The organism is Shinella sp. GW821-FHT11G07 (assembly GCF_058808115.1).
This window is the reverse complement of record NZ_JBXARJ010000009.1, coordinates 114,719-139,348: the sequence shown is the minus strand read 5'-3', so window position 1 is coordinate 139,348 and position 24,630 is coordinate 114,719. Positions and strand designations below refer to the sequence as shown.

The following is a 24,630-nucleotide window of genomic DNA, read 5'->3' as shown; positions in this document are numbered from 1 at the left end:
TTGCCCGCCCGGGCGCACCGGGCGGACATGGATGGGGGCGGATCAGGCCCGCGGCTGCGGGCGCATGTCGGCGCGGTCGATGCCGGCAACGGGCACCGGCTTCTTCATCGCATCACGGCGGAAGGGTTCGCCGAGTTCCTGGTTGAGGATGACTTCGACGAAGGTCGTCACGCCACGCGCCTGGTCGGCAATCGCCTTCGACAGCGCCTCGGTGAGAGCCGTCGTCGTATCGACGGAAACACCCTTCAGCCCGCAGCCCTCGGCCACCTTGGCGTAGCTGAGATTGGGGTTGAGCTCCGTGCCGACGAAGTTGTTGTCGTACCAGAGCGTCGTATTGCGCTTTTCCGCACCCCACTGATAGTTGCGGAAGATCACCATGGTGATCGCCGGCCAGCCCTCGCGGCCGATGGCGCCCATCTCGTTCATCGAGATGCCGAAGGCTCCATCGCCGGCAAAGCCGACCACCGGCACATCCGGGCAACCGATCTTGGCGCCGACGATCGACGGGAAGCCGTAACCGCAGGGACCGAACATGCCGGGTGCGAGATATTTCCGGCCCTGCTCGAAGGTCGGATAGGCGTTGCCGATTGCGCAGTTGTTGCCGATGTCGGTCGAGATGATTGCTTCCTTCGGCAGTGCGGCCTGGATCGCCCGCCAGGCCTGGCGCGGCGACATGCGGTCCGGCTCGCGGTTGCGCGCACTTTCGTTCCACTCCGTGCCGACATCGTCGTCCTCGTGGTCCATCGAGGAGAGCTGCTGCTGCCAGGCCGAGCGGGTCTGGTGGATGATCGCCTTGCGCTCCTCGCGGCCGGCATTGCCGGCGGACGGCGAAAGTTGCTCGAGGATCTGGCCTGCCACCTGCTTTGCGTCGCCGCAGATGCCGACGGACACCTTCTTGGTGAGACCGATGCGATCGGCATTGATGTCGACCTGGATGATCGCGGCATTCTTCGGCCAATAGTCGATGCCATAGCCCGGCAGGGTCGAAAAGGGATTGAGTCGCGTGCCGAGCGCCAGCACGACGTCGGCCTTGGAGATCAGCTCCATCGCCGCCTTCGAACCGTTATAGCCGAGCGGGCCGACCGACAGGCGGTGGCTGCCGGGGAAGGCGTCATTGTGCTGATAGCCGCAGCAGACCGGGGCATCGAGCCGCTCGGCGAGCTTCATGGACGCGCCGATCGCGCCGCCGATAACGACGCCGGCGCCGTTGAGGATGACCGGAAATTTGGCTTCCGACAGCAGCCTTGCAGCCTCGGCGATCGCCTGCGGGCCGCCGGCCGGGCGCTCGAAGCGCACGATGGAGGGCAGGCCGACGTCGATCACCTGAGTCCAGTAGTCGCGCGGGATGTTGATCTGCGCCGGGGCGCAGCCGCGGATCGCCTTCTCGATGACCCGGTTGAGTACTTCGGGAATGCGTGAGGGATCACGCACCTCTTCCTGGTAGCAGACCATCTCCTCGAACATCGCCATCTGGTCGACTTCCTGGAAGCCGCCCTGGCCGATGGTCTTGTTGGCCGCCTGCGGCGTGACCATTAGGAGCGGCGTGTGGTTCCAGTAGGCGGTCTTCATCGCGGTGATGAAGCCAGTGACGCCCGGGCCGTTCTGGCCGATGGCGATCGCCATGGTGCCGGTCGCGCGGCTAAAACCGTCCGCCATCATGCCGGCATTGGTTTCGTGTGCGCAGTCCCAGAAGCGGATGCCGGCCTTGGGAAACAGGTCCGACACCGGCATCATGGCCGAGCCAATGATGCCGAAGGCATGTTCGAGGCCATGCATCTGGAGAACTTTGACGAAGGCTTCCTCGGTGGTCATTTTCATGGTGGGGGTCCTTTCCCTGACGGAATTGATCGAGATGTCTGGCGGTTAGAGGATTTCGTCGCGCAGGGCGTACCAGCGGTACATTCCCCATTGACCGAGCCGACGGAACGGCGTGAGAAGCCCGTGGCTCGGGAGCGGCGAGGTGAAGATCGGAAGGTCGAGGCCGGCGCTTTTTCCGGCGACCATCTGCGCCATGCGACGGCCGGCCTGGGCCGAATACATGACGCCATTGCCGCCATAACCCATGGCGTAGAACAGCCTTTGGCTGGCATCCGGCTGGAAGATGCGCGGCATCATGTCATGGCTGACATCCACCCATCCCCACCAGGAATAGTCGATCTCGATACCGCGCAGGATCGGGAACTTTCGGTAGAGCCCCTCCAGCAGCAGCGCGAGATGTTTCGGGTTGGTGGCGTCGCGCCCGGTGATGGCGCTGCGACTGCCGATCTGCACTCGGCCGTCCGGCAGCATGCGGTAATAGTGGCGCAGCGTGCGCGTATCGGTCAGCGGAATGCGCGCCTTGAAATTCAGCGCCTGCTGCTCGCCCGCCGTCAGCGGTCGCGTGACGATGGAGTTCGAGAGAATCGGCATCAGGCGATGCTTCGTCAGCGCATTCATGCCGGGAGACGTGTAGCCGGCAGTCGCGATGCAGACGGCGCGGGCGCGCACCGTGCCGCCCGGCGTGCGGAGGTAGTGCACGCCGCCCTTGGCGGTGCAGTCGAGCACAGGGCTCGACGTGTGCACCGTGGCACCAAGGCGCCGCGCCAACCGGAGGTAACCGAAGGCGAGCTTGGCAGCGTGGATGCCCATGCCGTCCGGCTCGTACATGGCGCCGCGCGCTTCGGCGTCATTGACGAAATCGCTGTGGATCTCGTCACGGGAGACCATGCGGGCGCGGTAGCCGAAGACATCGTTGAGAACACGGGTCTCGCTTTCGAGCGCCGGGAGAACCTTGTCGCGATGCGCGATGTAGAGATGACCACCATCCTGCGGATCGCAGTCGATCTCCGGCTCGCGGACCAGCGCGCGGAACAGGTCGAAACCCTCGGCGATTTCGGAATGCATGCGTTTTGCAACGTCGACGCCCCAGCGAGCGATCCATTGCGAGCGCTTCAGGCGCCCGGCGGAGAGCTGGGCCTGCCCGCCATTGCGGGTGCTGCATCCCCAGGCGACGCCATTGGCTTCCAGCACTGTCGCCTTGATGCCGTGCTCGCGGGCCAGCTGGATGGCGCAGGAGAGGCCGGTATAGCCCGAGCCTATGATGGCGACGTCGACATCGATGTCGCGCATGATCGGACCGTCGTCTTCAGGCTCGGAGCCGGCCGTGTCGATCCAGTAGGTGGGCGCGTAGTCCTTGCCGATGCCCGGGTTCGGCGCATGTTCGGGATCATAGGCAGGATCGAACGGCGCCCTGCCGGCCCTCTGGGGATTGGTGTGCTGTTGCATGGCCTTGCTCCGACCCTAGTAGCGAGGCTGAAGGACAGGGCGGTTCTTGCGGAACGCCTGCTTGCGAACGATTTTGTCGCCCTTGAAGGTGAAGAGGTCGCAGCCCTCCGCCTCGATACGGCTGCCATCGGCGGCCGTGCCGGAGAAGGTCCATTCGGAAACGCCGCGATCACCCTCGACGAAATGGCTGTGATTGCCCCATTCCGCATCCGGCATTGCCTTCCAGACCCCGCTGAAGGCGTCTGCGATCGCCGCGATGCCGACAAAGCGTGTGCCGTAGACCTCCGGGCCACCGACCGCGTTGAACACACAGTCTTCGGAAAAGAAGTGCATCACCCCATCGATGTCGTGCCGGTTGAAGGCATCGAACACGCTTTTGAGATCGGTTGCAGTCAGTTTCATCGTCCTGTCCTTTGGCTGTCGAAGGGCATGGCTTCGCCGGAGACGGGAAAAGCCGTCTTCAAAGGCCACCACGGCCGGGTAGGTGGAGTGTCGAAAGTGTCCGCCGCTTAGACGCGGCCCTTCCAGGGGATCAGCGTCTTTTCGAGGTAGCGGATCAGAAGGTCGAAGGCGAAAGCGAAGATGCCAATGACGAAAATGCCCATGATCACGGTGTCGCTCTCGAGGTTTTCCGCTGCGTTGAGGACCATGAAGCCGAGGCCTCGATTGGCGGCGACCATTTCTGCCGCCACCAGGGTCGTCCAGCCGACGCCGATGCCGATGCGCATGCCGGTGAAGATTTCCGGCAACGCCGCCTTCATGATGACTTGGCTGATGACCTGGCCGCGGGTGGCGCCCATCGCATAGGCCGCATGGATCTGCTCCGTCGACACCGAACGCACGCCGGCCCTTGCGGCAATCGCCATCGGCGCGAAGATCGCCAGATAGATCAGGAATACCTTCGGGAATTCGCCGATGCCGAGCCAGATGATAACCAGCGGCAAGTAGGCGAGCGGCGGCAGCGGACGGTAGAATTCGATGATTGGATCAAACAGGCCGCGCACGAAGCGGTTGACGCCCATCAGGATGCCGATCGGCACCGCCGTCACCATCGCCAGCAGGAAGGCGCCGAAGACGCGGCCGATACTGGCCAGCGTGTGCTGCATCAGCGTCGAATTCGAAACGCCGTCCGTCATGGCCAGCCAGAACTTCTCCCAGACCGCCAGCGGCGAGGGCAAGAAGAGCGGTTTGACCCAACCGGACGCGGTCACCAGGAACCAGAGGGTGATGAGCACGGCTGCCGTCATGAAGCTGATGAGGGCGCTGTTTCCGTCACCCGGAGCCCCAAAGATCTTGCCGGCCTTGGCGGGCTTGGCCCGTGTCACTCTGTCAAGCATGGGCTATCTCCGGGTTGCCGGACGCACGTTCGTCGCCATAGATGATGCCGAGCACTTCCTCACGCATACGGATGAATTCCGGGCTCGACTTGATCGCCCGGGCATTGCCCTCGGCCAGGAACTGCCGGTTGAAATCGAGTTCGTAGGTATGGGTGATGCGGCCCGGGCGCGGCGACATGACGATCAGCCGCGAGCCGAGGAACAGCGCCTCTTCCACGCTGTGCGTGATGAAGAAGAACATCTTGTTGGTGAGCTGCCAGACTTCCAGCAGCAATTCCTGGATGGTTTCGCGCGTCAGTGCGTCCAGCGCTGCCATCGGCTCGTCCATCAGAAGCATGGCCGGGTCGCAGGTCAGCGCCCTTGCGATGCCGACGCGCTGCTGCATGCCGCCCGAGAGATGATAGATCATATGGCGGTGAAAATCCTGCAGACCGACGAGGGCGAGGTTTTTCGTCGCGATTTCCCGCCGCGCCGCCTTGTCGATGCCACGCAGTTTCAGGCCGAACTCGGTGTTTTCGATCACGTTGAGCCATGGCAGAAGCGCGTGTTTTTGGAAGACCACGCCACGCTCGGCGCCGGGCCCGTTGACCCGGTGGTTGCCGAGCGAGATGTCGCCTTCCGACGGCGCCATGAAGCCCGCCATCAGGTTGAGCAATGTCGTCTTTCCGCAACCCGAAGCACCGAGGGCGACGACGAAGTCTCCGCTCTTGATGGTGAGATTGACGCCCTTCAGGGCAATCACCGCCTGATCCGAGTACAAACCCGGATAGGTCAGGCTGATATTCCTGACGCTGAGTGTTTCCATGAGAAATGCCTCCCTGCACCTCGGTTACGTCTGTAAGCGATGATGGCTGCACCGGCCGCTCCACCGGCCGGTGCGCAATCGACGGATGCCCTAGTTGGCAGCCGCACCGGCGAAGCTCGAATTCACGAAGGGCGCATAGTCGTCGAGCGACTTGCCGATCTGCTTCTGCTCCACCAGGAATTTTGCACTTTCACTGAGCGCACGGGTCGCCCCGCCGCCGAGCCAGGCGTCGGATGCCTGCTCGTCCGCATTCGGAAACGAAAGCAGTCCCAGCGCCTCGACGGTGCTCGGGCCGTCGCCGCCGATGAGCTTGACGATGCCCTGCACCTGCGGCGAATCCACCGTCCACGCAGCCTTGTTGGCGTTGTAGTCGGCGTAGGATTGGGCCAGAACCTTGGTGAAAGCCTCCATGAGCTTGGGGTTTTCTGTCGCCCAGGCCGTGTCGACCACCAGACCGTCGAAGGTGGGGACGCTTGCCGCGCCGATGACTTCGGAATCCGAGATCACCTTGCCCGATTTCAGGATTTCCGACAGCGCCGGCGGCCAGACATAGGCTGCGTCGATATCGCCGCGCTGCCAGGCGGCAACGATCTGCGGCGGCTTCAGGTTGAGGATTTCCACCTCGCGTGGATCGACGTTCCACACCTTGCTCATGCCGACGAGAAGATGGAAATGCGACGTCGAGACGAACGGTACCGCGACCTTCTTGCCCTTGAGGTCGGCGGGCGTTTCAATGCCCGACCCGTCGCGGGCGACCAAGGCCTCGGACTTGCCGATATTGTCGAGAATCCAGAACAGCTGCATCTCCACGCCGCGAGTCGCCGCCGCAGCCGTGCCGGTCGAGCCAAGCACGCCGATCGGCACGTCGCCCGAGGCGAGCGCCGTCGTGATGTCGCCGGCCGATGAGAATTGGCGCCAGTCGATCGTGTAACCGACCTCCTTGGCGGCCGCGTCGAAGCGGCCATCGGCAATCGCGGCCACGAACGGGCCGACGATCTGCTGATAGCCGACGACAAGATTGGTTTCCGCGTAGGCCGCACCGGACGCAAAAAGGCCGGCCAGAATGCTGGCCGTGGCGGCCATGCGATTGAAATGTCTGAAAAGCATCGTCGTTCCTCCTCATTGATTATTGTTTTAGCCGGTTTATCCCGGTCTTCTTGATGAAAGTGATAAATGCGACGCCTCCCTTGCGTTATATCCAGTTTGGAAGTTGAATAAATCCAGATTGGCGACACACTGGATGGTTGCATGCGGACCAACATTTCCGAGACGATCTTCTTCATCGACCGGGAGAGCGGGTTGGGCTTGCAGGCGCAGCTGCGGGAAACGCTCGTCTCGGCCGTGCTGGCTGGCCGCGTCCAACCGGGCGCCCACCTGCCCTCGACCCGCAAACTCGCGGATTACCTCAATATTTCCCGCATCACGGCGACGCTCGCCTATCAGGAACTGGTGTCCCAGGGTTATCTGGAAGCGTCCAACCGCAGTTCCTACCGTATCGCCAGCAATCCCCCCGGACGGGGTCTTGAAAACGACGGCCCCTCCGCCGGCTCCAATCCCGTCGACTGGACGGGCAAGATGAAGATGCGCTTCGAAGTCGTGCGCCAGGTTTCAAAACCGCTCGACTGGCGGCGCTATCCCTACCCTTTCCTCTATGGCCAGATGGATCCCTCGCTCTTCGATCTCAACGCCTGGCGTGATTGTGCCCGTCGGGCGCTGGCACGCGAGGACTTCATCCTCATGGCAAGCGACTTCGCCGCGGCCGATGACGTCCGACTGGTCAACTACATCTGCTCGCGGACTCTGCCCCGGCGCGGCATCCACGCGAACCCAGATGAGGTGCTCATCACCGTGGGTGCGCAGAATGCATTGTGGATGGTCACGCGGCTGATCCTCGACAAGGGCTCCAGCGCCGTGTGCGAAAACCCCTGCCATCCCGATATCAGCGCCTCGCTGCTTTTGAGCGGCGCCAAGGTCACCACGGTCGACGTCGATGGCGAGGGCCTGCCGCCGGATGGGCTGCCGGAGGATACCGATGCCGTCTTCGTCACACCAAGCCACCACTCACCGACCGGCGCGACCATGCCGATCGACCGGCGCACGCGGCTGTTGCAGGCGGCGGCGGAAAAGGATTTCGTCATCGTCGAGGATGATTACGAATTCGAGATCAGCTATCTCGCCCCGCCTTCGCCAGCCCTCAAGGCCTTCGATTCCACCGGGCGCGTGCTCTATATCGGCAGTTTCTCGAAGTCGCTGTTTCCGGGCCTGCGCCTTGGCTATCTCGTGGCGCCGGCGCCGTTCATCCGCGAGGCGCGCGCGCTGCGCTCGCTGATGCTGCGCCACCCGCCCGGCCACCTGCAACGCACCGTCGCCTATTTCCTGGCGCTCGGCCATTACGACGCCGTGCTGCACCGCATGCGCACGGAATATCACAAGCGCCATGTGCTGATGGCCGAGAGCCTGCAGCGCGAGGGCCTCACCGTCGCCGGTGCTTCGGCCTTCGGCGGCACTTCGTTCTGGATGGAGGGACCGGACGGGCTCGATGCCGACCGGCTGGTGCAGGACTTGCGCCAGGACGGCGTGCTCGTCGAATCCGGCTCGCCCTTCTTCCCGCGCAGCGACGCCCCTTGCCGCTACTTCCGCATGGGCTATTCGTCGATACCAAGCGGCAACATCTCGGCTGGAGTGACGCGTGTGCGAGCCGCTATCGATGCGCATTTTCGACCAGGTAGAGAGTGAGCCGTGGCTCACTCTCTACCTACCTCGCCGCCCACTTCAAATGAGAAGCAGCGCACCGGGGACCAAATCGGGGCGGGTCTGGCTGAACTTCCAAAACCTGTTCATACGTCCGGCCGTGACAAGACGGGAAATGGGCGCGGACATCGGACACCACCTGCCCCCGTTGCGGGTCTGGAATCGAGATATGCTTCGCGCGGCACGTTCTGCGCCGCTTTGCCTAGCTCGCTCGCGATCCGTAAACTCCGCTTTTAGATCCGGATCAGGGCAAGATCGCACTTGGCGCCTTGTTAGGGAGCAAGAGGTGATGCGTGCCAGAACAGACGACCCTGCAATCCGTTTCCGCTTGGCGCAATTTTCTCAATGGCATCCTTTTCATGGGCCGCTGTTTCGACGCGATCAAGGGAAGTTGAACAGTCGTTTGCAGCGAAGCGGATCAAGCTGTCGTACATTGGCAATGCCGCCGCCTCATGGTCTACACGTGGCGTAACAGGGGAGAGCGCTCTTGTACCATAATCGTATCGTCGTTGCACTCTGCTTGTGCCTGGCCATCCTTACAACACGTGCCGTCGCTCAGACGCCTGAGGCAGAAAAGCAGCAGACAACATCGGAAACAGGCATCTTCAGTCTCGTTCCCGGCGATTCCGTCACCGAGAACACCCTGCAGACGAAAGACGGTCCGCTTTCCTACACGGCGACAGCAGGCACGCTCGATCTTTACGGCCAGGATGGCAAACGGACGGCGAAGGTCTTCTACACCGCCTATGTCGCCGGCAAGGGCGATCCGGCGCGTCCGATCACCTTCATTTTCAACGGCGGGCCGGGCGCCGCATCGGCCTATCTGCATCTCGGCCTTGTCGGTCCGAAAGTGCTGGAATTCGGCAAAAGCCGAGACGACGGCACGCGCCCGTCCCTCAAGGAGAATCCAGACAGCTGGCTTGCCTTCACCGATCTCGTTCTGATCGATCCGGTAGGCACGGGCTGGAGCCGCGCAGTGGACGACGATTTGGCTGGCCAGTTTTACGGCGTCCGACAGGATGCGGAAAGCCTCGCCAAGGTCATCGCGCTCTATACGCATAAGAACCGGCGCCTCGCTTCCCCCGCCTACCTGCTCGGCGAAAGCTATGGCGGGTTTCGCGCAGCAAAGGTCGCCTCGGCGCTGAAGGAGACGCAGGGCATTCTCGTCTCCGGCATCCTGATGATCTCGCCGCTCGTCGAGGGCCGCTTCCTCTTCGGCGCGGAGAATGACCCGCTGGCCGCAGCACTCCTGCTTCCAGCGCTTGCCGCCGCCGAGATGGAGCGGCGCGGCGCATTCGACAGGGACAAGCTTCGCGAGGCCGAGCGCTTCGCCATGACAGACTACCTCGTTACGCTTGCTGGCCCCTCGCTCACCGGCCCGGACGCGGATGCCTTCTACCAGCGGATCGCCGGCCTTACCGGAATTGCAAAGACGGATGTGGCAAGGGCGCGGGGTTTTGTGGACGGTCTCTACGCCAGGTTAGCTGGCGAAAGCGGGCGGGTCGTCAGCCCCTATGATGCCGCCTATTCGGTACCCGATGCCTATCCGGAATCGTCCATGAGCCGCAACGACGACCCGATCCTCGACGGCTTCACCCGGGCCTATGGTGCGGCCTTCGCGGCCTATGCCCGCGATGAGCTCGGCTTTCGCACGGATATGACCTATTCCCTGCTCAACACCGGTGTGAATCGCCGCTGGGAATGGAATGGCGGTCGGGGTGGCGATGGACGCGCCAATGCCAGCGCCTCCGACGACCTGCGTGACCTTCTTTCGACCATTCCCCGGTTCCGGCTGGCGATTTATCACGGCTACAGCGATGCGCTGACCCCTTACGGACTGAGCCGCTATGTGCTCGACCACCTGCCGCCTGCGCTGGCGGAAGGGCGCAGCGAACTGCGGGTCTATCGCGGCGGTCATATGTTCTATGTCGATCCGGCCTCTCGGCGGCAGATGACGGAAGATGCCGGGCGATTCTACGATGTGCCGGGCACCGACTGATTGGCGGTTTCCGCCAACCTGCTCGCGACCACGCGACGTCCATCGTATGGCCGGAACAAGGAAAGACGTCGGCCGGCCGATTGCAAATTCCCGCCGAACAGGCGAGGATCGGGCGATCCGACTTCCCGGCAACTGAAGCACTCGAGGCGCTCATGTTTCCGCTTTCCCACATGATGAAGTCCTTCATACGCAAGGGTTGCCTGATCGTCATCGATGCAGAAGGAGAGCGTCACGTCTTCAAAGGGGCGCCCGGTCCACAGGTGACGATGAGGCTCACCGACAGGAAACTCTACAGGACGCTGGTCTTCAATGCCGAACTTGCAGCCGGCGAGGCCTACATGGATGGCACCATGCGGTTCGAGGAAGGCTCGACGCTGCGGGATTTTCTGACGCTGTTCTCGATCAACCGCCTTTCGCTCGGCTCCTATCCGATCCAGAAGGTTTTGCGCGCCATCAAGATGCGCTTCCGCAAACGCCAACAATCGAACCGCAAGGGGCAGGCGCAGCAGAATGTCGCCCACCACTACGATCTCGGCAACGATTTCTATAAGCTGTTTCTCGATGACAACATGCTGTATTCATGCGCTTATTTTCGGGAACCCGGCGAAACCCTCGAGCAGGCACAGCGCAACAAGCTCCGGCTGCTCGCCAGCAAGCTCGGCCTCAAGCCTGGAATGAAGGTTCTTGATATCGGCTGCGGTTGGGGCGACCTCGCGCTCTATCTCGCATCCCTCGAGGAGGTCGACGTTCTCGGCGTGACGCTTTCCACGCAACAGCAGGCCCTTGCCACGCAACGGGCAGAAAAAGCCGGGCTAGCCGGCCGCGTCCGTTTCGAGCTGAAGGACTATAGGGATGTCGAGGGACCGTTCGATCGCATCGTTTCCGTCGGCATGTTCGAACATGTCGGGGTCCATCACTATGACGAATTCTTCAAGAAGCTGAATGCTCTGATGCCGACTGACGGTCTGGCGGTGCTGCATTCGATTGGGCATATGAGCCCGCCCGGCATGGCGAGCCCGTGGCTGCGCAAGTACATCTTTCCGGGGGCCTATTCGCCGGCTCTCTCGGAAGTCTTCGAAGTCGTCGAACGCAACAGTCTCTGGGTTACCGACCTGGAGTTTCTGCGGCTACACTATGCAACGACGCTGGCCCATTGGACCGAGCGCTTCGAGGCGAACCGCGACAAGGTGATCGCGCTTTACGACGAGCGATTTGCGCGCATGTGGGAATTCTACCTGATCAGTGCCGAGATGATGTTCCGCACCGGCAGCCAGCTCGTCTTCCATATGCAGTTGTCACGCTCCCGCGACGCCGCCCCGATTGTTCGCGACTACATCACCGACAAGCAGCGTGATTACATCGAACGTGAAAAGGCGTTCGGTCCGTCTGTGTGACAAAACCCGGGCAATACTCCGAACTCATGCTTGCCCGTCGATTTTTTGCGACTGATCGTGTCGATGGAAATGGAAGCAGCCGCGTTTCGCGATGATCCATCCACAGTGAAAATTATACCTCGCAGCTCCTGGCTTCACCGCATTCAAATAATCCATTTTGAAGTAAGCTCTGTCGTATTGGGAGGACAGAGGAACACAACACGACCGTTCCACAGATGAACAGATCATCGGCCTGTTGAAGGAGCAGGCGGGCAGGCACTCCGTTCGCGGAGCTTTACCGCAAGCACAGCGTCAGCGATGCCGGTATCTAGAAGTGGAAAGCCAAGTTCGGTGGCATGGACGTGTCGGAAGCGAAATGGCTGAAGACTCTGGAGGACGAGAACACGAAGCTGAGGCGGCTCCTGGCGGTGGTCGATGATTGCACAAGGGAGTGTTTGGCGCCCGTAGCCGATACGTCACTTTCCGACCTGCGCTTGACTGGATCATCGAGGGGCGTGGCAAGCCGAAGATGATTAGCGATAGTGGCAGCGAGTTCACCAGACCATCAACCCGTGACGTGACCCAGTGCTAAGCAGCTGAAATAGCTCCATACCACTACCCGCCGCTGCCGTCCCAAACACAGCAATCCAAAACCGCTGTAGTACACTCCAAACTGGATAAAACCTAGTGGCAATGTCACTCCAGTACCCCACTTGAGTTTTTTCGACGGCCTGGTTCCCAAGGAGGAGTCGCGGTTCATGACCATGAAGCGAATTTTCAGCTTCGGCCGCACCGATATTCGCGACATTGCTCATTCTACAAGCGACCGTTCCGAAAGCCAGAAAGCTCGTCGCTTCTTATCGAACCAGACGCCGAACAACCCGCGGTCCCAAAACACGAGTTGGTTCAAGCAAGTCGTGATGCCGGCGAATTCTGTATGAGCAGAATTGATCAATATGTTGCTGTCGAGCCTCGCAACGACGCTTGGGACCAAAAGGATGGTACTCCGTCGCTACGAGCATCAGGCCTCTTCATAGGGTTTGCTCATATTGATGGGCATCGCACCCCAAACCGGGCAGATCCGGTGGTGGAAACACCTCATAACTCAACCCCTTTGGGATGATAATTTCCACATAGTGTTAGTTCGGCGGCAGTTGTCCGCTGCCATGCACCAGCTTTTCAAGGAAGGCCGCAGAATAACTGCTTCGAACTGTAAATCATCAAACTGCCGGGTGTGTTCCGATGCCTTGGTGCGATTGTCGAAACCATGGCGTCGAAAATCGGACAGGTCTCTGCGGGATCAACAATCCGATAGCTGGTCAGGGTCCGATCAAGAATCTGTGCAGTCGTGCAGCGCGGCCGTACTTCAAGGCGTTCAGAATGTCGATCACCATCTCCGCACCGAATTCACTTTAGAGAACCATATCAATGAGTCGTTTATTCTCCATCATCGGATGCGCTCGAAACATGGAGTCGCAGGCACGACTCGCATGTTGCTCAAGGAAATCAATCGGCATTTGAACTGGATGTCTGCTGACGCTACAAGCCGTGTGATGCGCTCAACCGCACCGATCAGCAGTCCGCGTTCGACCTGCGTGACGAGACCAATCGGCGACCGATGCGCCAAGCCTGACGAAAGACCAAGAATGCTGGCAACATTCGATACAGCGAACATGACATTCGCCTGTTCGCTGATGCAGAATGCTGTCTCGATTGAAATCGCTTCAAGGCCAACACCACATTGGCGTAGTCACGGTCCGGAATGATGTCTCTAGAACCCGAGGGCAACAATCGAGGCTTCGCTCATGCAATGGGGCCGTCGCCAAATCACGGTCGATGTGAATTGGCATCGCCCCCTCTCAGGGAGATGCCGAGACGCGTGGATAATCGGTCCCTTCCAGGCAGGTATCGTCCAGTCTGGCCTTGATCTCGTCTATCCTAGGCTTGCGTAGACGATTCATGCGCCAACGCCAACCGACGTCAGACCGACTTGCTGCGCATCAGCAACCACAGGAGGTAAACCCCGCCCAGAAGACCTGTGGTCAGCCCTATAGGCATGTGGACATTGATAGGCAGGCGCTGGCTGGTGAGGTCAGCCGCAAGAAGCAGCGCCATGCCCATCATCGCGCCGGAGATGACGGGAACCTCCGGTGATGCGCTCAGCCGCCGGGCGAGCTGCGGAGCAGCGAGCGCGACGAAGGCGATGGGGCCGGCAGCGGCGGTGGCGATTGATGTCAGCCCGACAGCCGCCATGATCATCACGAGCCGCGTCCGTTCGGCATCGACGCCAAGCTGGCGGGCTGCATCGTCGCCCATTTCGAGCAGGTTCAGGCGGCGCGCGTGGGCGATGGTGACCGGCAGGACGACCGCAAAGCCGATGGCGGCGGGCACGACATGCAACCAGGTGCGCGTGTTCAGCGAACCAGCAAGCCACAACTGGGCAGACGCCGCCTGATCGAGATCGCCGCTCACCAGCAGGATCGTGTTGACGCCGGAAAGCGTGGCGCCGACGCCGATGCCGACCAGGACGAGCCGGTATCCGCCGGTGGAACGGCCCTTCCGGGCAAGAAGGAAGACGGCGACCGCCGTCAATACGCCGGAAAGCACGGCCGCTACCGATGTTTCGAGCGGCCCGGCATTCAGCAGCATGATCTGCACGATCGCACCGGTCGCCGCCCCCGTCGTGAAACCGATCACATCCGGGGAGCCGAGCGCATTGCGCGAAATGGACTGGAAGATCGACCCCGCCATGCCGAGCGCGCCGCCGACGAGAATGGCCGTCAGCAGCCGCGGAAGCCGGATGCGCAGGATGACGCGCTCGGCCTTCGCATTCTCGCCCTGCCCGGTAAGCGCCGCCAGCACTTCGCTTGCGCTGAAGGACAAGGTGCCTGTGCCGAGCAGGAGGATGGCGAAAACCGCAACGATCAGCGCTAGCACGCAGCAGAGCACGACGACCCTTGATCGCCAGCAAAACGACAGCGGGCCGAAACGGCAGACGGATACGGGCGCGTTTGTCATAGCTGCTTCAGTCGGAATTTTCGGACGATGAGGATGAAGAACGGACCGCCGATCAATACGGTGACGATGCCGGCAGCGATTTCCTCCGGTGCGGCGATCACCCGGCCGAGACTGTCTGCACCGAGCAGGAGAATGGCGGCGAAGAGAGCGGAATAGGGAAGGATCCAGCGATAATCCGGCCCGGTGACGGTGCGGGCAAGATGCGGGGCCACCAGCCCGACGAAGCCGATGGGGCCGGCTGCGGCCGTCGCGGCGCCTGCCAGTAGCATCACCGCGAGGCAGGCCAGAACCAGTGTGAGGCGTGTGTTGAGGCCGAGCGCCTTGCCGAGATCATCCCCGAGGGCAATCGCATTGAGGTTTCCGGCAATCGAGACGGCTGTTCCAACCCCGAAGAGTGTTGCGATGGCGAGGATGCCGGCAATGTCGAAACCGCGCCCGGCGACGGACCCCGCCGCCCAGTTGCGAAAATTGTCGAGCACCGCGAGGGGCGCATTGATCAGCACAATGCCCGTAACCGCGCCCAGCATGACCGACAGTCCGGCACCGGCAAGCACCAACCGCACCGGGTTCGTCCCGGTTTCGTGCGCTCGTCCCAGCATGAAGACGGCGGCGCCCGCCATGCCCGCGCCGGCGATACCGAACCAGACGTAGCCTGCCATCGTCGTTGCTCCAAAGACCGAGGCACCGAGCACGACCGCAACGGCGGCGCCGGCATTGACACCGAGCAGACCGGGTTCGGCCAGCGGATTGCGGGTGACCGCCTGCATTACCGCACCGGCGAGACCAAGCGCGAGACCTGCAAGAAGCGCAACGGCGGTTCTCGGAAGACGCAGGCTCCAGACGATCAAATGCCGGTCGTCGCGCGTATCATGGACGAAGACTGCATCGAGAACGACATGAAGGGGAATGGGCCGCGAGCCGAAGGCAAGGCTGGCAAGGCAAAGCAGCACGAGCACCGCAAGGCCGGCGAGGAGCCCTGCGAGCCGCCGCCTGCGGCGCAAGTCGCCCACCGCCCTGCCCGAAATCGCCGTGGTCATTGCGTTTTCAGGGACAGGGCCACGGTGTCAATCATCTGCAGGCCGGAATAATAGTCGATGCGGAAGGACGTGGGTCCTAGCGGATAGACCCGCTTGCCGGCGACGGCAGGAAGATTGGCGAGAACAGGATCGGCAAGAAAGGCCGCGACGTCCTCCTGCGTTGCCCGCAGCAGAAAGACACTGTCGCCGGCGATCGCCGCCGGCAGGTTCTCCTGCGAGATGAATTCGAAATCGGAAGCACGGGTGACCTGGCCGCGGAGGCTCTCGGGCAGGCCGACCAGCGTCATGCCAAGTGCTGCGAGAAGCTGGGCCTGCGGGCTCGTGGGCTTGCTGACGGAGTAGCTGCCGCCGACATTGTAGCCGACGATACTGGCGGTGCCCGCTACGCGCGGCAGCGTGGCGGCAATCTTCACCGCATAGGCATCGAAACGGCGGATCGCCTCAGCCGCCTGCTCCTCGAGGCCAGTGGCCTTGCCGAGCTCCAGCGCGATGTCCTGCCAGCTCTGGTTGGAATAGTTGACCACGATCGCCGGGATGCCCTGCGCCTCAAGCTCGGCATAGTGCGCCACGACGCTGTCGGCGCCCGTCGCCGAAACGATCAGCAGGTCCGGTTCCGCACCGATCACGGCTTCGATGTCGAATTCAAGTTTGCCATAGAGCATCTCGACGCCGCGCTCGTCGGCAACCGCCGCCCATTGCGAGAAGAAGCCCTTGTCATCCGTCAGCGCGCTCGGCGTTGTCGCGGCGGTCGCGACGACCGGCGCGCCGATGGCGAGAAGGATGCCGGTGAGGCTTGGCGCCGTCGACACGATCCTTTTCGGCCGCGCCGGCAGAGCCAGTTCGCCGGCGTCATGGCGCACGGTGCGCGGCCACCCGTCCTCGGCGCGCGTGGTGCGGAGTGGCAGGAGCGCGGTAGCAGCGAGGCCGAGAGCAGAGGTGAGGAATGTGCGGCGAAGCGTCATGGTCGTGTCTGCCGTAGCTGCAAGGGGTTCAGGCGAGAATGTCGAGATCTTCCGTCTGGGCAAGCCCGCCACCCCCGGCGCGCACCGCCTCGTATTGCTGGAGGCGCATCCGGTCGATCTCGGAGCTGCTCATGCCCTTTCGCCAATAACCGAAGACGCGCACGCGGTCCTTCGGCAGGCCGCGCTCCTCGGTGAAGTAGGCTCGAATGGCGCGGATATCCTGCCTCTCCCCCGCCGCCCAGATCATGCAGCCCATCGGGTCCGGCAGCGCGCGGGCGGCCGCGACCAACTTCCCGGTCGTGCCGGCCCCCTCGTCCGGGCCACGCAGCAGAAGATGCCGTTCGACACCCTCGACCTCCGGCAGTTCATCGAAGGCGGCGCGGTCGGCGGTTTCGACGTAAAGGACACCATGGCTTCCCTCCTGCCAGTTGCTGAGGATCGCATGGATGGCTGGAATGGCGGTTTCGTCGGCGAAAAGCGCAATGCCACCCTCGGCGGCGTGGTCCGGCAGGAAATGCGGCCGGGGACCGACGAGATGGATGGTGCTGCCGATTGCGGCGCGCTCCAGCCAGCGCATGGCCGGGCTGTCATCGGCATGGACCACGAAGTCGATGTCGATAAGGCTGCGGTTTTCGTCGAAGGAGCGGATCGTATAGACGCGCGATACCGGTCGCTGGCCTTCCGGGGTCTCGACCTCGAGACGCACCGCAAGATTGGGCCTGCGCCACGCAGCAGGGTCAGTCGGGGCGATGCGGCCGGTTACGCGAACAACCGAAGGGACGGGCCGCGTCAGGGCGACGACTTCCATCGCCAATCGCTCCATGCTGCCCATATGATCTTCCTGCGAAAGCAGATTGTTTCGGTCTTCAATGCTTTCATTACGCGGTGCGGCCATGGCGCCCTCGCCTCCTGTCATCCCTCATGCCAGCCACTGTCCGGGTCAAAACGGTTGCATAAAGCAGCGACGCGGCGCTAAAACATGAGCACTAAAGTCAAATTTGTTTGTCCATATTGCAGAATGCATTCTGCAATGCAATACGGATCTCCGCCACCGCTTGCTAGAAGAACTGCCATGACCCACCGCCTTCATGCCCGCTCCGTGACGCTGCGTTACGACGAGCGAACCATATCGAGCGACCTGACGATCGCCATACCAGACGGCTCCTTCACCGTTATCGTCGGGCCGAATGCCTGCGGAAAATCCACCCTGCTTCGAGCGATGGCGCGCCTGCTCGCTCCGGCAACCGGACAGGTGATCCTCGATGGCAGGAACATCGGTGACTTCCCGACACGGGAAATCGCGCGCCGGCTCGGCCTGTTGCCACAGAGCGCAACAGCGCCTTCCGGCATCACTGTCGCCGATCTCGTCGGGCGCGGGCGCTATCCGCATCAGTCGTTCTTCCGGCAATGGTCGAAGGCCGACGAGACCGCCGTGGCAGCGGCGATGCAGGCAACCCGTGTCACCGATCTTGCCGAACGGCTGGTCGACGAACTTTCCGGCGGCCAGCGCCAACGTGTCTGGGTCGCCATGGTGCTGGCGCAGGAAACACCGATCCTGCTGCTCGACGAGCCCACCACCTTCCTCGACATCGCCCACCAGATCGAACTGCTGGAACTCCTGGCCGACCTCAATGCCGAGGGGCGAACCGTGGTGGCCGTGCTGCACGACCTCAACCACGCCTGCCGCTACGCTTCCCATCTCGTCGCCATGCGCGACGGCGCGATCCTTGCCGAAGGCCGCCCTGAGGACGTGGTGACGGAAAAGCTGGTCGAGGCGGTGTTTGGCCTGCCCTGCACCGTCATTGATGATCCGGTTTCGCACACCCCGCTCATCGTACCGCTCGGACGTCATCGTCCAGCACGCCCTCGGCAGGAGCCGAAGAGGATTTCAGCGCCATGACGGACAGGCAGCTCCACATCGGATTGTGCCTTACCGAAACATGGCTCCAGGGCCGTCAGGCGGAGGACGCCGAGCTTGTCGAACAGCGACAGGACCCGCCCGGCTTCTACATCAAGCTGGCGCAGGCGGCCGAGCGGGCCAAGCTCGACTTCGTCTTCAAGCCGGACATACTGGTCATGCGGCGCGGCAAATCGGGCACGTCGCCGTCTTTCGTCGGGCTGGACCTGACGGTGCTGCTCGCCGCCATTTCCACCGCAACCCGGCGCATCGGCTTGGTCACGACCGCGTCGACGACTTTCAACCCGCCCTATGTCGTCGCCCGCCAGCTCCAGTCGCTGCACTGGATCAGCAACGGACGGGCGGCCTGGAACATCGTCACCTCGATCGACGGCGCGGAGAATTTCGGCGATGCGCCGATGCCGCCGCCGCAGGAGCGCTACCGCAAGGCCGCCGAGTTCACCGAACTTGTCCGCGCCCTTTGGCAAAGCTATCCCTTTGCTGCACTGGAGGGTGAGGCCGAGGCAGCGGCACTTGACCATCGAGGCGAATTCTTCAGCGTCATGGGACCGCTGAACGTGCCCGGCCATGCGAGCGGCCCACCGCCGCTGTTCCAGGCCGGGGCCTCGGAGATCGGGCGGGACTTTGCGGCTTCGGTGGCGGACGCAACCTTTGCCTCGACCCCTGACATGGCCGCGGCCCTGGACCTGCGCAACGACATGCGTGTGCGGGCACTGAAACATGGACGGACGGATGCGCCCCGGGTTCTGCCGGGCCTTTATTTCTTCCTCGCTGAAACGCGAGAGGAAGCGTGGGCGATGCACCGGCGTGCCCATGCGCACCTGACGCCCGTACAGCGCCTCGACGCCGTGAAGACGATTCTCGGCCTCGATCTCTCGCACCTGTTACCCGGCGCACGCGTGACCGCCGACCTACTGCCATCAGACGACCAGCCGGTGCGCAGCCGCACCCATGCCGACCTGTTGCGCCGCTACATCGAGAAGAATGAGCCCTTTGTGGAGGACCTGCTGGCGCGACCGGAAGTGGTCGGCTCGGCGCATTGGGTTTCCGTCGGGACTGTCGAGGACGTCGCTGACGACATTACGGAATGGTTCGCCGCCGGCGCGATCGATGGCTTCATTGCGCTGCCAGGCGGCTCGCGGGAATCGCTGCGTCTGTTCCTCGAAGACCTCGTACCGCTTCTGGTAAAGCGGGGCGTCTTCCGCAGGGAATATGACGGCGAGACACTGCGCGCGCATCTGCGCATCCACTCGAAGACATGAAAGGGGGGCGGTTCACGCCCCTCCCGATTCCACTGTCACCTGCCGGGCAGCCTCGACCAGTGCGGCGCCGTGTCCTTCGCTTTCGGCCGTCTCGACAAACGAGACCGTCGTGACCACGCAACAGATCTCCCCATAGACGTCGAAGACGGGGGCCGCCTTGCCGGTCAGCGCGGAAAACAGCCGCTCATTCAGTTCAGCACCACCGGCGCGACGGATGTTCTCCAGCACGCCCGGCGCCGGGGGACGGCCACGAAAGGCATCCGGCTGCAACCGCCGCACCGCCGCTATGCGTTCCGGCGGCATAAAAGCCTGAAACACCAGCCCGCAGGCGGTGTTGTCGAGCGGCAGCACATCGCCCAGCGTCACGGTGCTGATCGCGAAGCGGGCGCTGCGATACCATTGCACGATGGTCGGTCCCCGGTCGGTCCAGATCGCGACGCCGCAGCTTGCCGCCACCCGCGAGGCCATGGATTTCATATGCCGACCCGCGACCGCCACGGGGTCAATGCGCTTCAGCGCGCTGATGCCAATGTTGAGCGCCGTCGGTCCGAGATCATAACAGCCGGTGACCTGGTCCTGCGCCACCAACCCCTCGCGCACCAGGCTTTGCATGTAGCGATGCGCGGTGGATCGGCCCGTCCCGGCGCGGCGCGCAAGTTCGACCAGTGGCAACTCTCCATCGGAGGCGGCAAGAATCGTGAGAAACCGCGAGGCGATGGAAACAGACTGAATGATGCCGGCCCGCTTCTCGCCTGCGGCATCCGACAGTTCATCCGCACTTTCTTCGAATTCGGTCAACGACATCCTCCCTATCAACAAGATGCGGCGCGTTCGCCTCGACGCGGTGTCGATTGGCAAGCCTTTGCACTGTTGCGGATATGCCACGGCTTGCGCCGGACGGCAATCTGTTCAAAATGCGGAAAGCATTCCCTATTGCGGAACGATGACGGCCCCGCTACGTCAACATGACTGAAATACTCATGTTTAGGGGCTGTTATGGGGACTCACATCAATCGCAAACTGGCCGCAGGCGTCAGCGTCGCTGCGCTGTCACTGCTTCCAGCTTTGGCCGCCGTCGCACAGGACGGCACGGAGGCTACAATTCTCGAAACCATCACCGTGACCGGCGAGAAAGTAGCGCGCGACATGAAGAGCACGGCCTCGTCCGTGTCGATCAAGACGAGCCGCGAGATCGACCGGGAAAAAACCGGCAACGCAACGGTCCAGGAAGTGATTGCCGATGTGCCGAACGTCGTCTTTTCCGACACGGTCAGCGCGCCGGTCATCCGTGGGCAGGACACGCAGGGGCCGAACACCGGTGCGACCGCGTTTTTCGCCGGTACCGTTCCGCGTGCCACTATCAATCTCGACGGCCACTATCTGAATTATAACGAGTTCTATTTCGGCGCGTCCTCCGTCTGGGATCTCGACAGCATCGAGGTCTTCCGCGGACCGCAGACCACCTCACAGGGTGCGAACGCCATTGCCGGCGCCATCATCGTCAACACGAAGGACCCGACGTTCACGCCCGAGGCGGCCTACCAGGCGGAGATCGGCAACTATCACAGCAAACGGGCATCCATCGCGCTGTCCGGCCCGATTATCGAGGACCAGCTGGCCGCACGGCTGGCCATTGATTATTCCGGGCGCGACACCTTCATCGACTACATCAATTCCGGCTTCCAGCACGGCGATACCGATCAGGATTTCAAGGCATTGAATGCCCGCTTCAAGCTCTTGTGGGAGCCTGCGGAGATTCCCGGCCTGACGGCCAAGCTGACCTATTCCCACAACAGCAGCAACCGGCCGAGCCAGGAGGCCGCTTCCTGGCCCTTCGACGAACTCAACCATGTCACCACGACGATGCCAAGCTGGGAGCAGCACACCAATACGGGGATTCTCGACGTCTCCTATGAATTCGAGAACGGCATCAAGCTCTTCAACCAGGCGCAGCTTTCCACCTCGAATGTGATCCGCACCACCGGCCTGATCAATGGCGGTGACGCCGATATCGACCAGACCAACGCCTCGAATGAAACGCGCGTGACTTTCGGTGATAGGCAAGACGAAATCAGCGGTGTCGCCGGTCTCTATTATGCGCATACGCAGACCGACGAACTGCTCTTCCTGAACGGCACGTCCTCCTTCGACGACACGAAGCGCAATCTCGGCCTGTTCGGCGAGATCAGCTACCGCTTCGCCGAGCAATGGACACTGACAACCGGCCTGCGCTACCAGCAGGATCACATCCAGCGTGTCGGCAAGTCGGTCTATGCCCCAACGCCGGTCGATTTCGGCACGACATACTCGGCTCTGCTGCCGAAGGCATCGCTTGCCTATGCCGTGAACGACGACTGGACCGTTGGCGCACTCGTCAGCCGCGGCTACAACCCCGGTGGGGTCTCGCTCAATATGACCGCGCAGAAATGGCAGCCCTTCGAGGAAGAGAAGATCTGGAACTACGAGCTGTTCGCGCGCGCCAGCCTTCTCGACGACCGGCTGATGGTGAACGGCAACCTGTTCTACATGGACATGAAGAACGCACAGTACAACATTCCGGTGGTGGTATCGCCGGGCGTGACCCAGTCCTACACGATCAATGCCGAACAGGCCCACGCCTATGGCCTTGAAATCGGCGCGGACTACCAGCTGCTGGACAACCTGATGATCAGGGCCGGCGCCGGCGTGCTGCGTACCGAGATCGACGAGATTGCCAGCAATCTCGCTTACCAGGGCAACGAGTTCGCCAAGTCGCCCGGGTACATGGTCAGCCTCGGTGCGAGCTGGGACGTTACGGAGAAATTCAACGTATCGGGCCAGGTCCGTCATCTCGACGGCTATTACTCCGACACGGCCAATACGCCAGCCTACGTGATCAAGCCCTACACGATCGCCGACGTGCGGGCGAGCTACAAGGTGCATGACCATATGGAGGTCTACGGCTACGTGAAGAACATCTTCGACGAACGCACGCCGACCTACATGCAGCAGAACCGCGGCATCGGCGGCATCGAGGCGAGCATGACCGCCCCGCGCATGTTCGGCATCGGCGTCAAGGGCACGTTCTGAATCGAGTGCGGTCTTCGTGGCCACGCGGCCACACCACCATCGCCTCATAGTCACGCCGCTGATTGCGATCACGATCGCAGTCGGCGGCGGTTGGGCCAGCGCGAGAAACGCTGGCCCGGGTGACGTCGCAACAGCCACCTTCGCTCGGCTCAGTGCGCTGGTTTCCCCGCATCGGGGAAGGGAATGAATTCAGCGGCGTCGTCGGGTGGCAGGCGGAAGCGGCCGTGTTCGAAGTCGCCCTTGATCCAGGCTTCCCGTGCGGCTTCCAGCTTTTCTTTCGAGGACGCGACGAAGTTCCACGCGATGTAGCGCGGGCCATTCAGCGTCTCGCCGCCGAGCAGCATCAGCCGGGCGCCCGCTTCACCGGCGGTGACGGTGATGGGATCACCGGGGCGGAAGACCATCATCTGTCCTGCGGCAAACTCCTCACCCGCGACAATCACCGAGCCCTGTGTCACATAGAGCCCACGGTCTTCATGGTTGTCTGGCAAAGGCAGTTTCGCGCCGGCCTGAAGAATGGCATCGGCATAAAACATCTCGGAGAAGGTCTTGACCGGCGCTCGCTCACCCCAGGCATTCCCGAGGATGAGGCGCACCTCCTTGCCCTCGCCGCTGAGGAATGGCAAGGCTTCCGCTCCCTGGTGCTCGAAGCTTGCCGGCATGTCCTCGTCGTCTTCCGGTAAAGCGACCCATGTCTGGATGCCGAAGAGCGAATGACGCTTGGCGCGCGTCTGCGGGCTGGTGCGTTCCGAGTGGGTAACGCCGTTGCCTGCCACCATCCAGTTCACCTCGCCCGGATAGATCATCTGGTTAGTGCCGAGGCTGTCGCGATGCTGGAATTCGCCCTGGTAGAGATAGGTCACCGTGGCGAGCCCGATATGGGGATGCGGGCGCACGTCGATGCCCCCCTCATTGATGAATTCGGCCGGACCCATCTGGTCGAAAAAGATGAAGGGGCCGACCATCTGGCGTTCGGGCGCCGGGAGGGCGCGCCGCACCTCGAAGCCGCCGAGATCGCGCGATCGCGGCACGATGAGCATCTCGATATCGGCAATCGTGCCTGCCTCGGGACATTGCGGTTCGATGCCGGGCATCCAACTCATGGTGTTCCTCCTTCGATTGGCTGGTTGAAGATGACGCTGTTGCGGACGATTCCGCAACAGGAAACAGGCCCATAAAACTCAGCGGCCCATCATGAAGGCCGTGATGGCGGCGATCTCCTCCTGGCGCACCTCGTGGCCCCCGTCATGCAAAACGAGGTCCACGTCGGCGCCCTGACTTTCCAGATAGGCAACGAGCGCCTCCGTCAGGGGAAGCGGGCAGATGGGGTCGCGCCGGCCCGCGGTGATCAGGATTTTCCGGCCGCCAAGCGCCGGGTTTGGTGCGGGCGTCCAGGGGATCAGCGGATGCATCAGCACCGCCCGGTCGATGAGGCCGGACGCCTCGAACAACACCGAGGCAAGGATGTTGGCACCGTTGGAGTAACCCAGGCCATAGGACGGAGCGCCGGGATTGGCATCCCGGTGGGCACCGATAAATTCAGCCATCCTGCGGCTGCGGACGGCAAGGTCAGCCATATCGTAAACCCCCTCTGCCTTACGGCGGAAGAAGCGATTGGCGCCATGCTCCGACACGTCGCCGCGCGGCGAGACGATGCCGGCATCGGGCAGGATCTGGCCGATCAGGCCGGTGAACTGATGCTCGTCACCACCCGTGCCATGAAAGGCAAAGACCAGCGGGGCACCCGCCGCCGGGGCTCTAGCAAAATGAGAATAGGCGTCGCGATACATGAGGGTCTCCAATCTCTAATCATCATCGGGAGCCGCCGGTCGATG

General features: G+C 62.5%; 20 protein-coding genes and 2 pseudogenes. 7 read left to right on the top strand and 15 right to left on the bottom strand.

Annotation, left to right across the window (positions count from 1 at the left end):
* Nucleotides 1-42: 42 nt before the first annotated feature.
* From xsc to tauA, 6 genes are all read right to left on the bottom strand, one after another.
* Nucleotides 43-1,818 (bottom strand): sulfoacetaldehyde acetyltransferase, encoded by a 1,776-nt coding sequence (gene xsc, locus AC1RT2_RS18635; protein WP_493104230.1) that lies wholly within the window; start codon nt 1,816-1,818, stop codon nt 43-45.
* 45 nt (nt 1,819-1,863) lie between these two features.
* A complete protein-coding gene (locus AC1RT2_RS18630; protein ID WP_493104228.1) occupies nt 1,864-3,264 on the bottom strand; it encodes an NAD(P)/FAD-dependent oxidoreductase in 1,401 nt (466 codons plus the stop codon).
* Nucleotides 3,265-3,279: 15 nt separating this feature from the next.
* Entirely contained in the window at nt 3,280-3,660 is a 381-nt protein-coding gene (locus tag AC1RT2_RS18625; RefSeq protein WP_150130241.1) for a nuclear transport factor 2 family protein, read from the bottom strand.
* 113 nt (nt 3,661-3,773) lie between these two features.
* A complete protein-coding gene (locus tag AC1RT2_RS18620) occupies nt 3,774-4,601 on the bottom strand; it encodes an ABC transporter permease subunit (RefSeq protein ID WP_493104226.1) in 828 nt (275 codons plus the stop codon).
* Nucleotides 4,594-5,406: a taurine ABC transporter ATP-binding protein gene (locus AC1RT2_RS18615; protein WP_493104224.1), complete on the bottom strand. Its 813-nt coding sequence runs from the start codon at nt 5,404-5,406 to the stop codon at nt 4,594-4,596. The genes AC1RT2_RS18620 and AC1RT2_RS18615 overlap by 8 nt, the downstream gene beginning before the upstream one ends.
* A gap of 90 nt (nt 5,407-5,496) precedes the next feature.
* Nucleotides 5,497-6,513: a taurine ABC transporter substrate-binding protein gene (tauA, locus tag AC1RT2_RS18610; protein WP_493104222.1), complete on the bottom strand. Its 1,017-nt coding sequence runs from the start codon at nt 6,511-6,513 to the stop codon at nt 5,497-5,499.
* A gap of 141 nt (nt 6,514-6,654) precedes the next feature.
* Here tauA and pdxR point away from each other — a divergent pair, with 141 nt between their 5' ends.
* The 4 genes and pseudogenes from pdxR to AC1RT2_RS18590 form a co-directional block, all read left to right on the top strand.
* On the top strand, nt 6,655-8,142 hold the full coding sequence (gene pdxR / locus AC1RT2_RS18605; RefSeq protein WP_493104220.1) for a MocR-like pyridoxine biosynthesis transcription factor PdxR: 1,488 nt from the start codon (nt 6,655-6,657) through the stop codon (nt 8,140-8,142).
* 502 nt (nt 8,143-8,644) lie between these two features.
* Nucleotides 8,645-10,156 (top strand): S10 family peptidase, encoded by a 1,512-nt coding sequence (locus AC1RT2_RS18600; RefSeq protein WP_493104218.1) that lies wholly within the window; start codon nt 8,645-8,647, stop codon nt 10,154-10,156.
* Between the two features lie 152 nt (nt 10,157-10,308).
* On the top strand, nt 10,309-11,550 hold the full coding sequence (locus AC1RT2_RS18595) for a class I SAM-dependent methyltransferase (RefSeq protein WP_493104216.1): 1,242 nt from the start codon (nt 10,309-10,311) through the stop codon (nt 11,548-11,550).
* A 169-nt stretch (nt 11,551-11,719) separates the two neighbouring features.
* A pseudogene (locus AC1RT2_RS18590) lies at nt 11,720-11,957 on the top strand (transposase); the annotation flags it as partial.
* A gap of 383 nt (nt 11,958-12,340) precedes the next feature.
* Here the strand turns inward: AC1RT2_RS18590 and AC1RT2_RS18585 are convergent.
* The 6 genes and pseudogenes from AC1RT2_RS18585 to AC1RT2_RS18560 form a co-directional block, all read right to left on the bottom strand.
* Nucleotides 12,341-12,867 (bottom strand): annotated as a pseudogene (locus AC1RT2_RS18585) (RES family NAD+ phosphorylase).
* 109 nt (nt 12,868-12,976) lie between these two features.
* The gene (locus AC1RT2_RS18580) at nt 12,977-13,204 is read right to left on the bottom strand and encodes a hypothetical protein (RefSeq protein ID WP_493104214.1); all 228 of its coding nucleotides are present in this window, start codon (nt 13,202-13,204) and stop codon (nt 12,977-12,979) included.
* Between the two features lie 305 nt (nt 13,205-13,509).
* Nucleotides 13,510-14,547, bottom strand: a complete 1,038-nt coding sequence (locus AC1RT2_RS18575; protein WP_493104212.1) for a FecCD family ABC transporter permease — start codon at nt 14,545-14,547, stop codon at nt 13,510-13,512.
* Complete coding sequence (locus AC1RT2_RS18570; protein WP_493104210.1) at nt 14,544-15,584, bottom strand: FecCD family ABC transporter permease; 1,041 nt, start codon at nt 15,582-15,584, stop codon at nt 14,544-14,546. Before AC1RT2_RS18570 ends, AC1RT2_RS18575 begins: the two co-directional genes overlap by 4 nt.
* Nucleotides 15,581-16,546 carry a Fe2+-enterobactin ABC transporter substrate-binding protein gene (fepB, locus tag AC1RT2_RS18565; protein ID WP_493104208.1) on the bottom strand — a complete coding sequence of 322 codons (966 nt, stop codon included), beginning with the start codon at nt 16,544-16,546 and terminating at the stop codon, nt 15,581-15,583. Before fepB ends, AC1RT2_RS18570 begins: the two co-directional genes overlap by 4 nt.
* A gap of 28 nt (nt 16,547-16,574) precedes the next feature.
* Nucleotides 16,575-17,441, bottom strand: a complete 867-nt coding sequence (locus AC1RT2_RS18560) for a siderophore-interacting protein (RefSeq protein ID WP_493104206.1) — start codon at nt 17,439-17,441, stop codon at nt 16,575-16,577.
* 177 nt (nt 17,442-17,618) lie between these two features.
* On the opposite strand from AC1RT2_RS18560, the gene AC1RT2_RS18555 reads away from it, so the two are divergent.
* Both AC1RT2_RS18555 and AC1RT2_RS18550 read left to right on the top strand, forming a co-directional pair.
* Complete coding sequence (locus AC1RT2_RS18555) at nt 17,619-18,446, top strand: ABC transporter ATP-binding protein (protein ID WP_493104204.1); 828 nt, start codon at nt 17,619-17,621, stop codon at nt 18,444-18,446.
* Complete coding sequence (locus tag AC1RT2_RS18550) at nt 18,443-19,726, top strand: NtaA/DmoA family FMN-dependent monooxygenase (protein ID WP_493104201.1); 1,284 nt, start codon at nt 18,443-18,445, stop codon at nt 19,724-19,726. The genes AC1RT2_RS18555 and AC1RT2_RS18550 overlap by 4 nt, the downstream gene beginning before the upstream one ends.
* Before the next feature lie 12 nt (nt 19,727-19,738).
* On the opposite strand, the gene AC1RT2_RS18545 is transcribed toward AC1RT2_RS18550, so the two are convergent.
* A complete protein-coding gene (locus AC1RT2_RS18545) occupies nt 19,739-20,530 on the bottom strand; it encodes an IclR family transcriptional regulator (RefSeq protein WP_493104199.1) in 792 nt (263 codons plus the stop codon).
* 192 nt (nt 20,531-20,722) lie between these two features.
* On the opposite strand from AC1RT2_RS18545, the gene AC1RT2_RS18540 reads away from it, so the two are divergent.
* On the top strand, nt 20,723-22,795 hold the full coding sequence (locus tag AC1RT2_RS18540; protein ID WP_493104197.1) for a TonB-dependent receptor: 2,073 nt from the start codon (nt 20,723-20,725) through the stop codon (nt 22,793-22,795).
* A 149-nt stretch (nt 22,796-22,944) separates the two neighbouring features.
* Here AC1RT2_RS18540 and AC1RT2_RS18535 read toward each other — a convergent pair whose 3' ends face one another.
* The gene (locus AC1RT2_RS18535; protein ID WP_493104195.1) at nt 22,945-23,898 is read right to left on the bottom strand and encodes a pirin family protein; all 954 of its coding nucleotides are present in this window, start codon (nt 23,896-23,898) and stop codon (nt 22,945-22,947) included.
* Between the two features lie 78 nt (nt 23,899-23,976).
* Nucleotides 23,977-24,585, bottom strand: a complete 609-nt coding sequence (locus tag AC1RT2_RS18530; RefSeq protein ID WP_493104193.1) for an alpha/beta hydrolase — start codon at nt 24,583-24,585, stop codon at nt 23,977-23,979.
* Between the last annotated feature and the right edge of the window lie 45 nt (nt 24,586-24,630).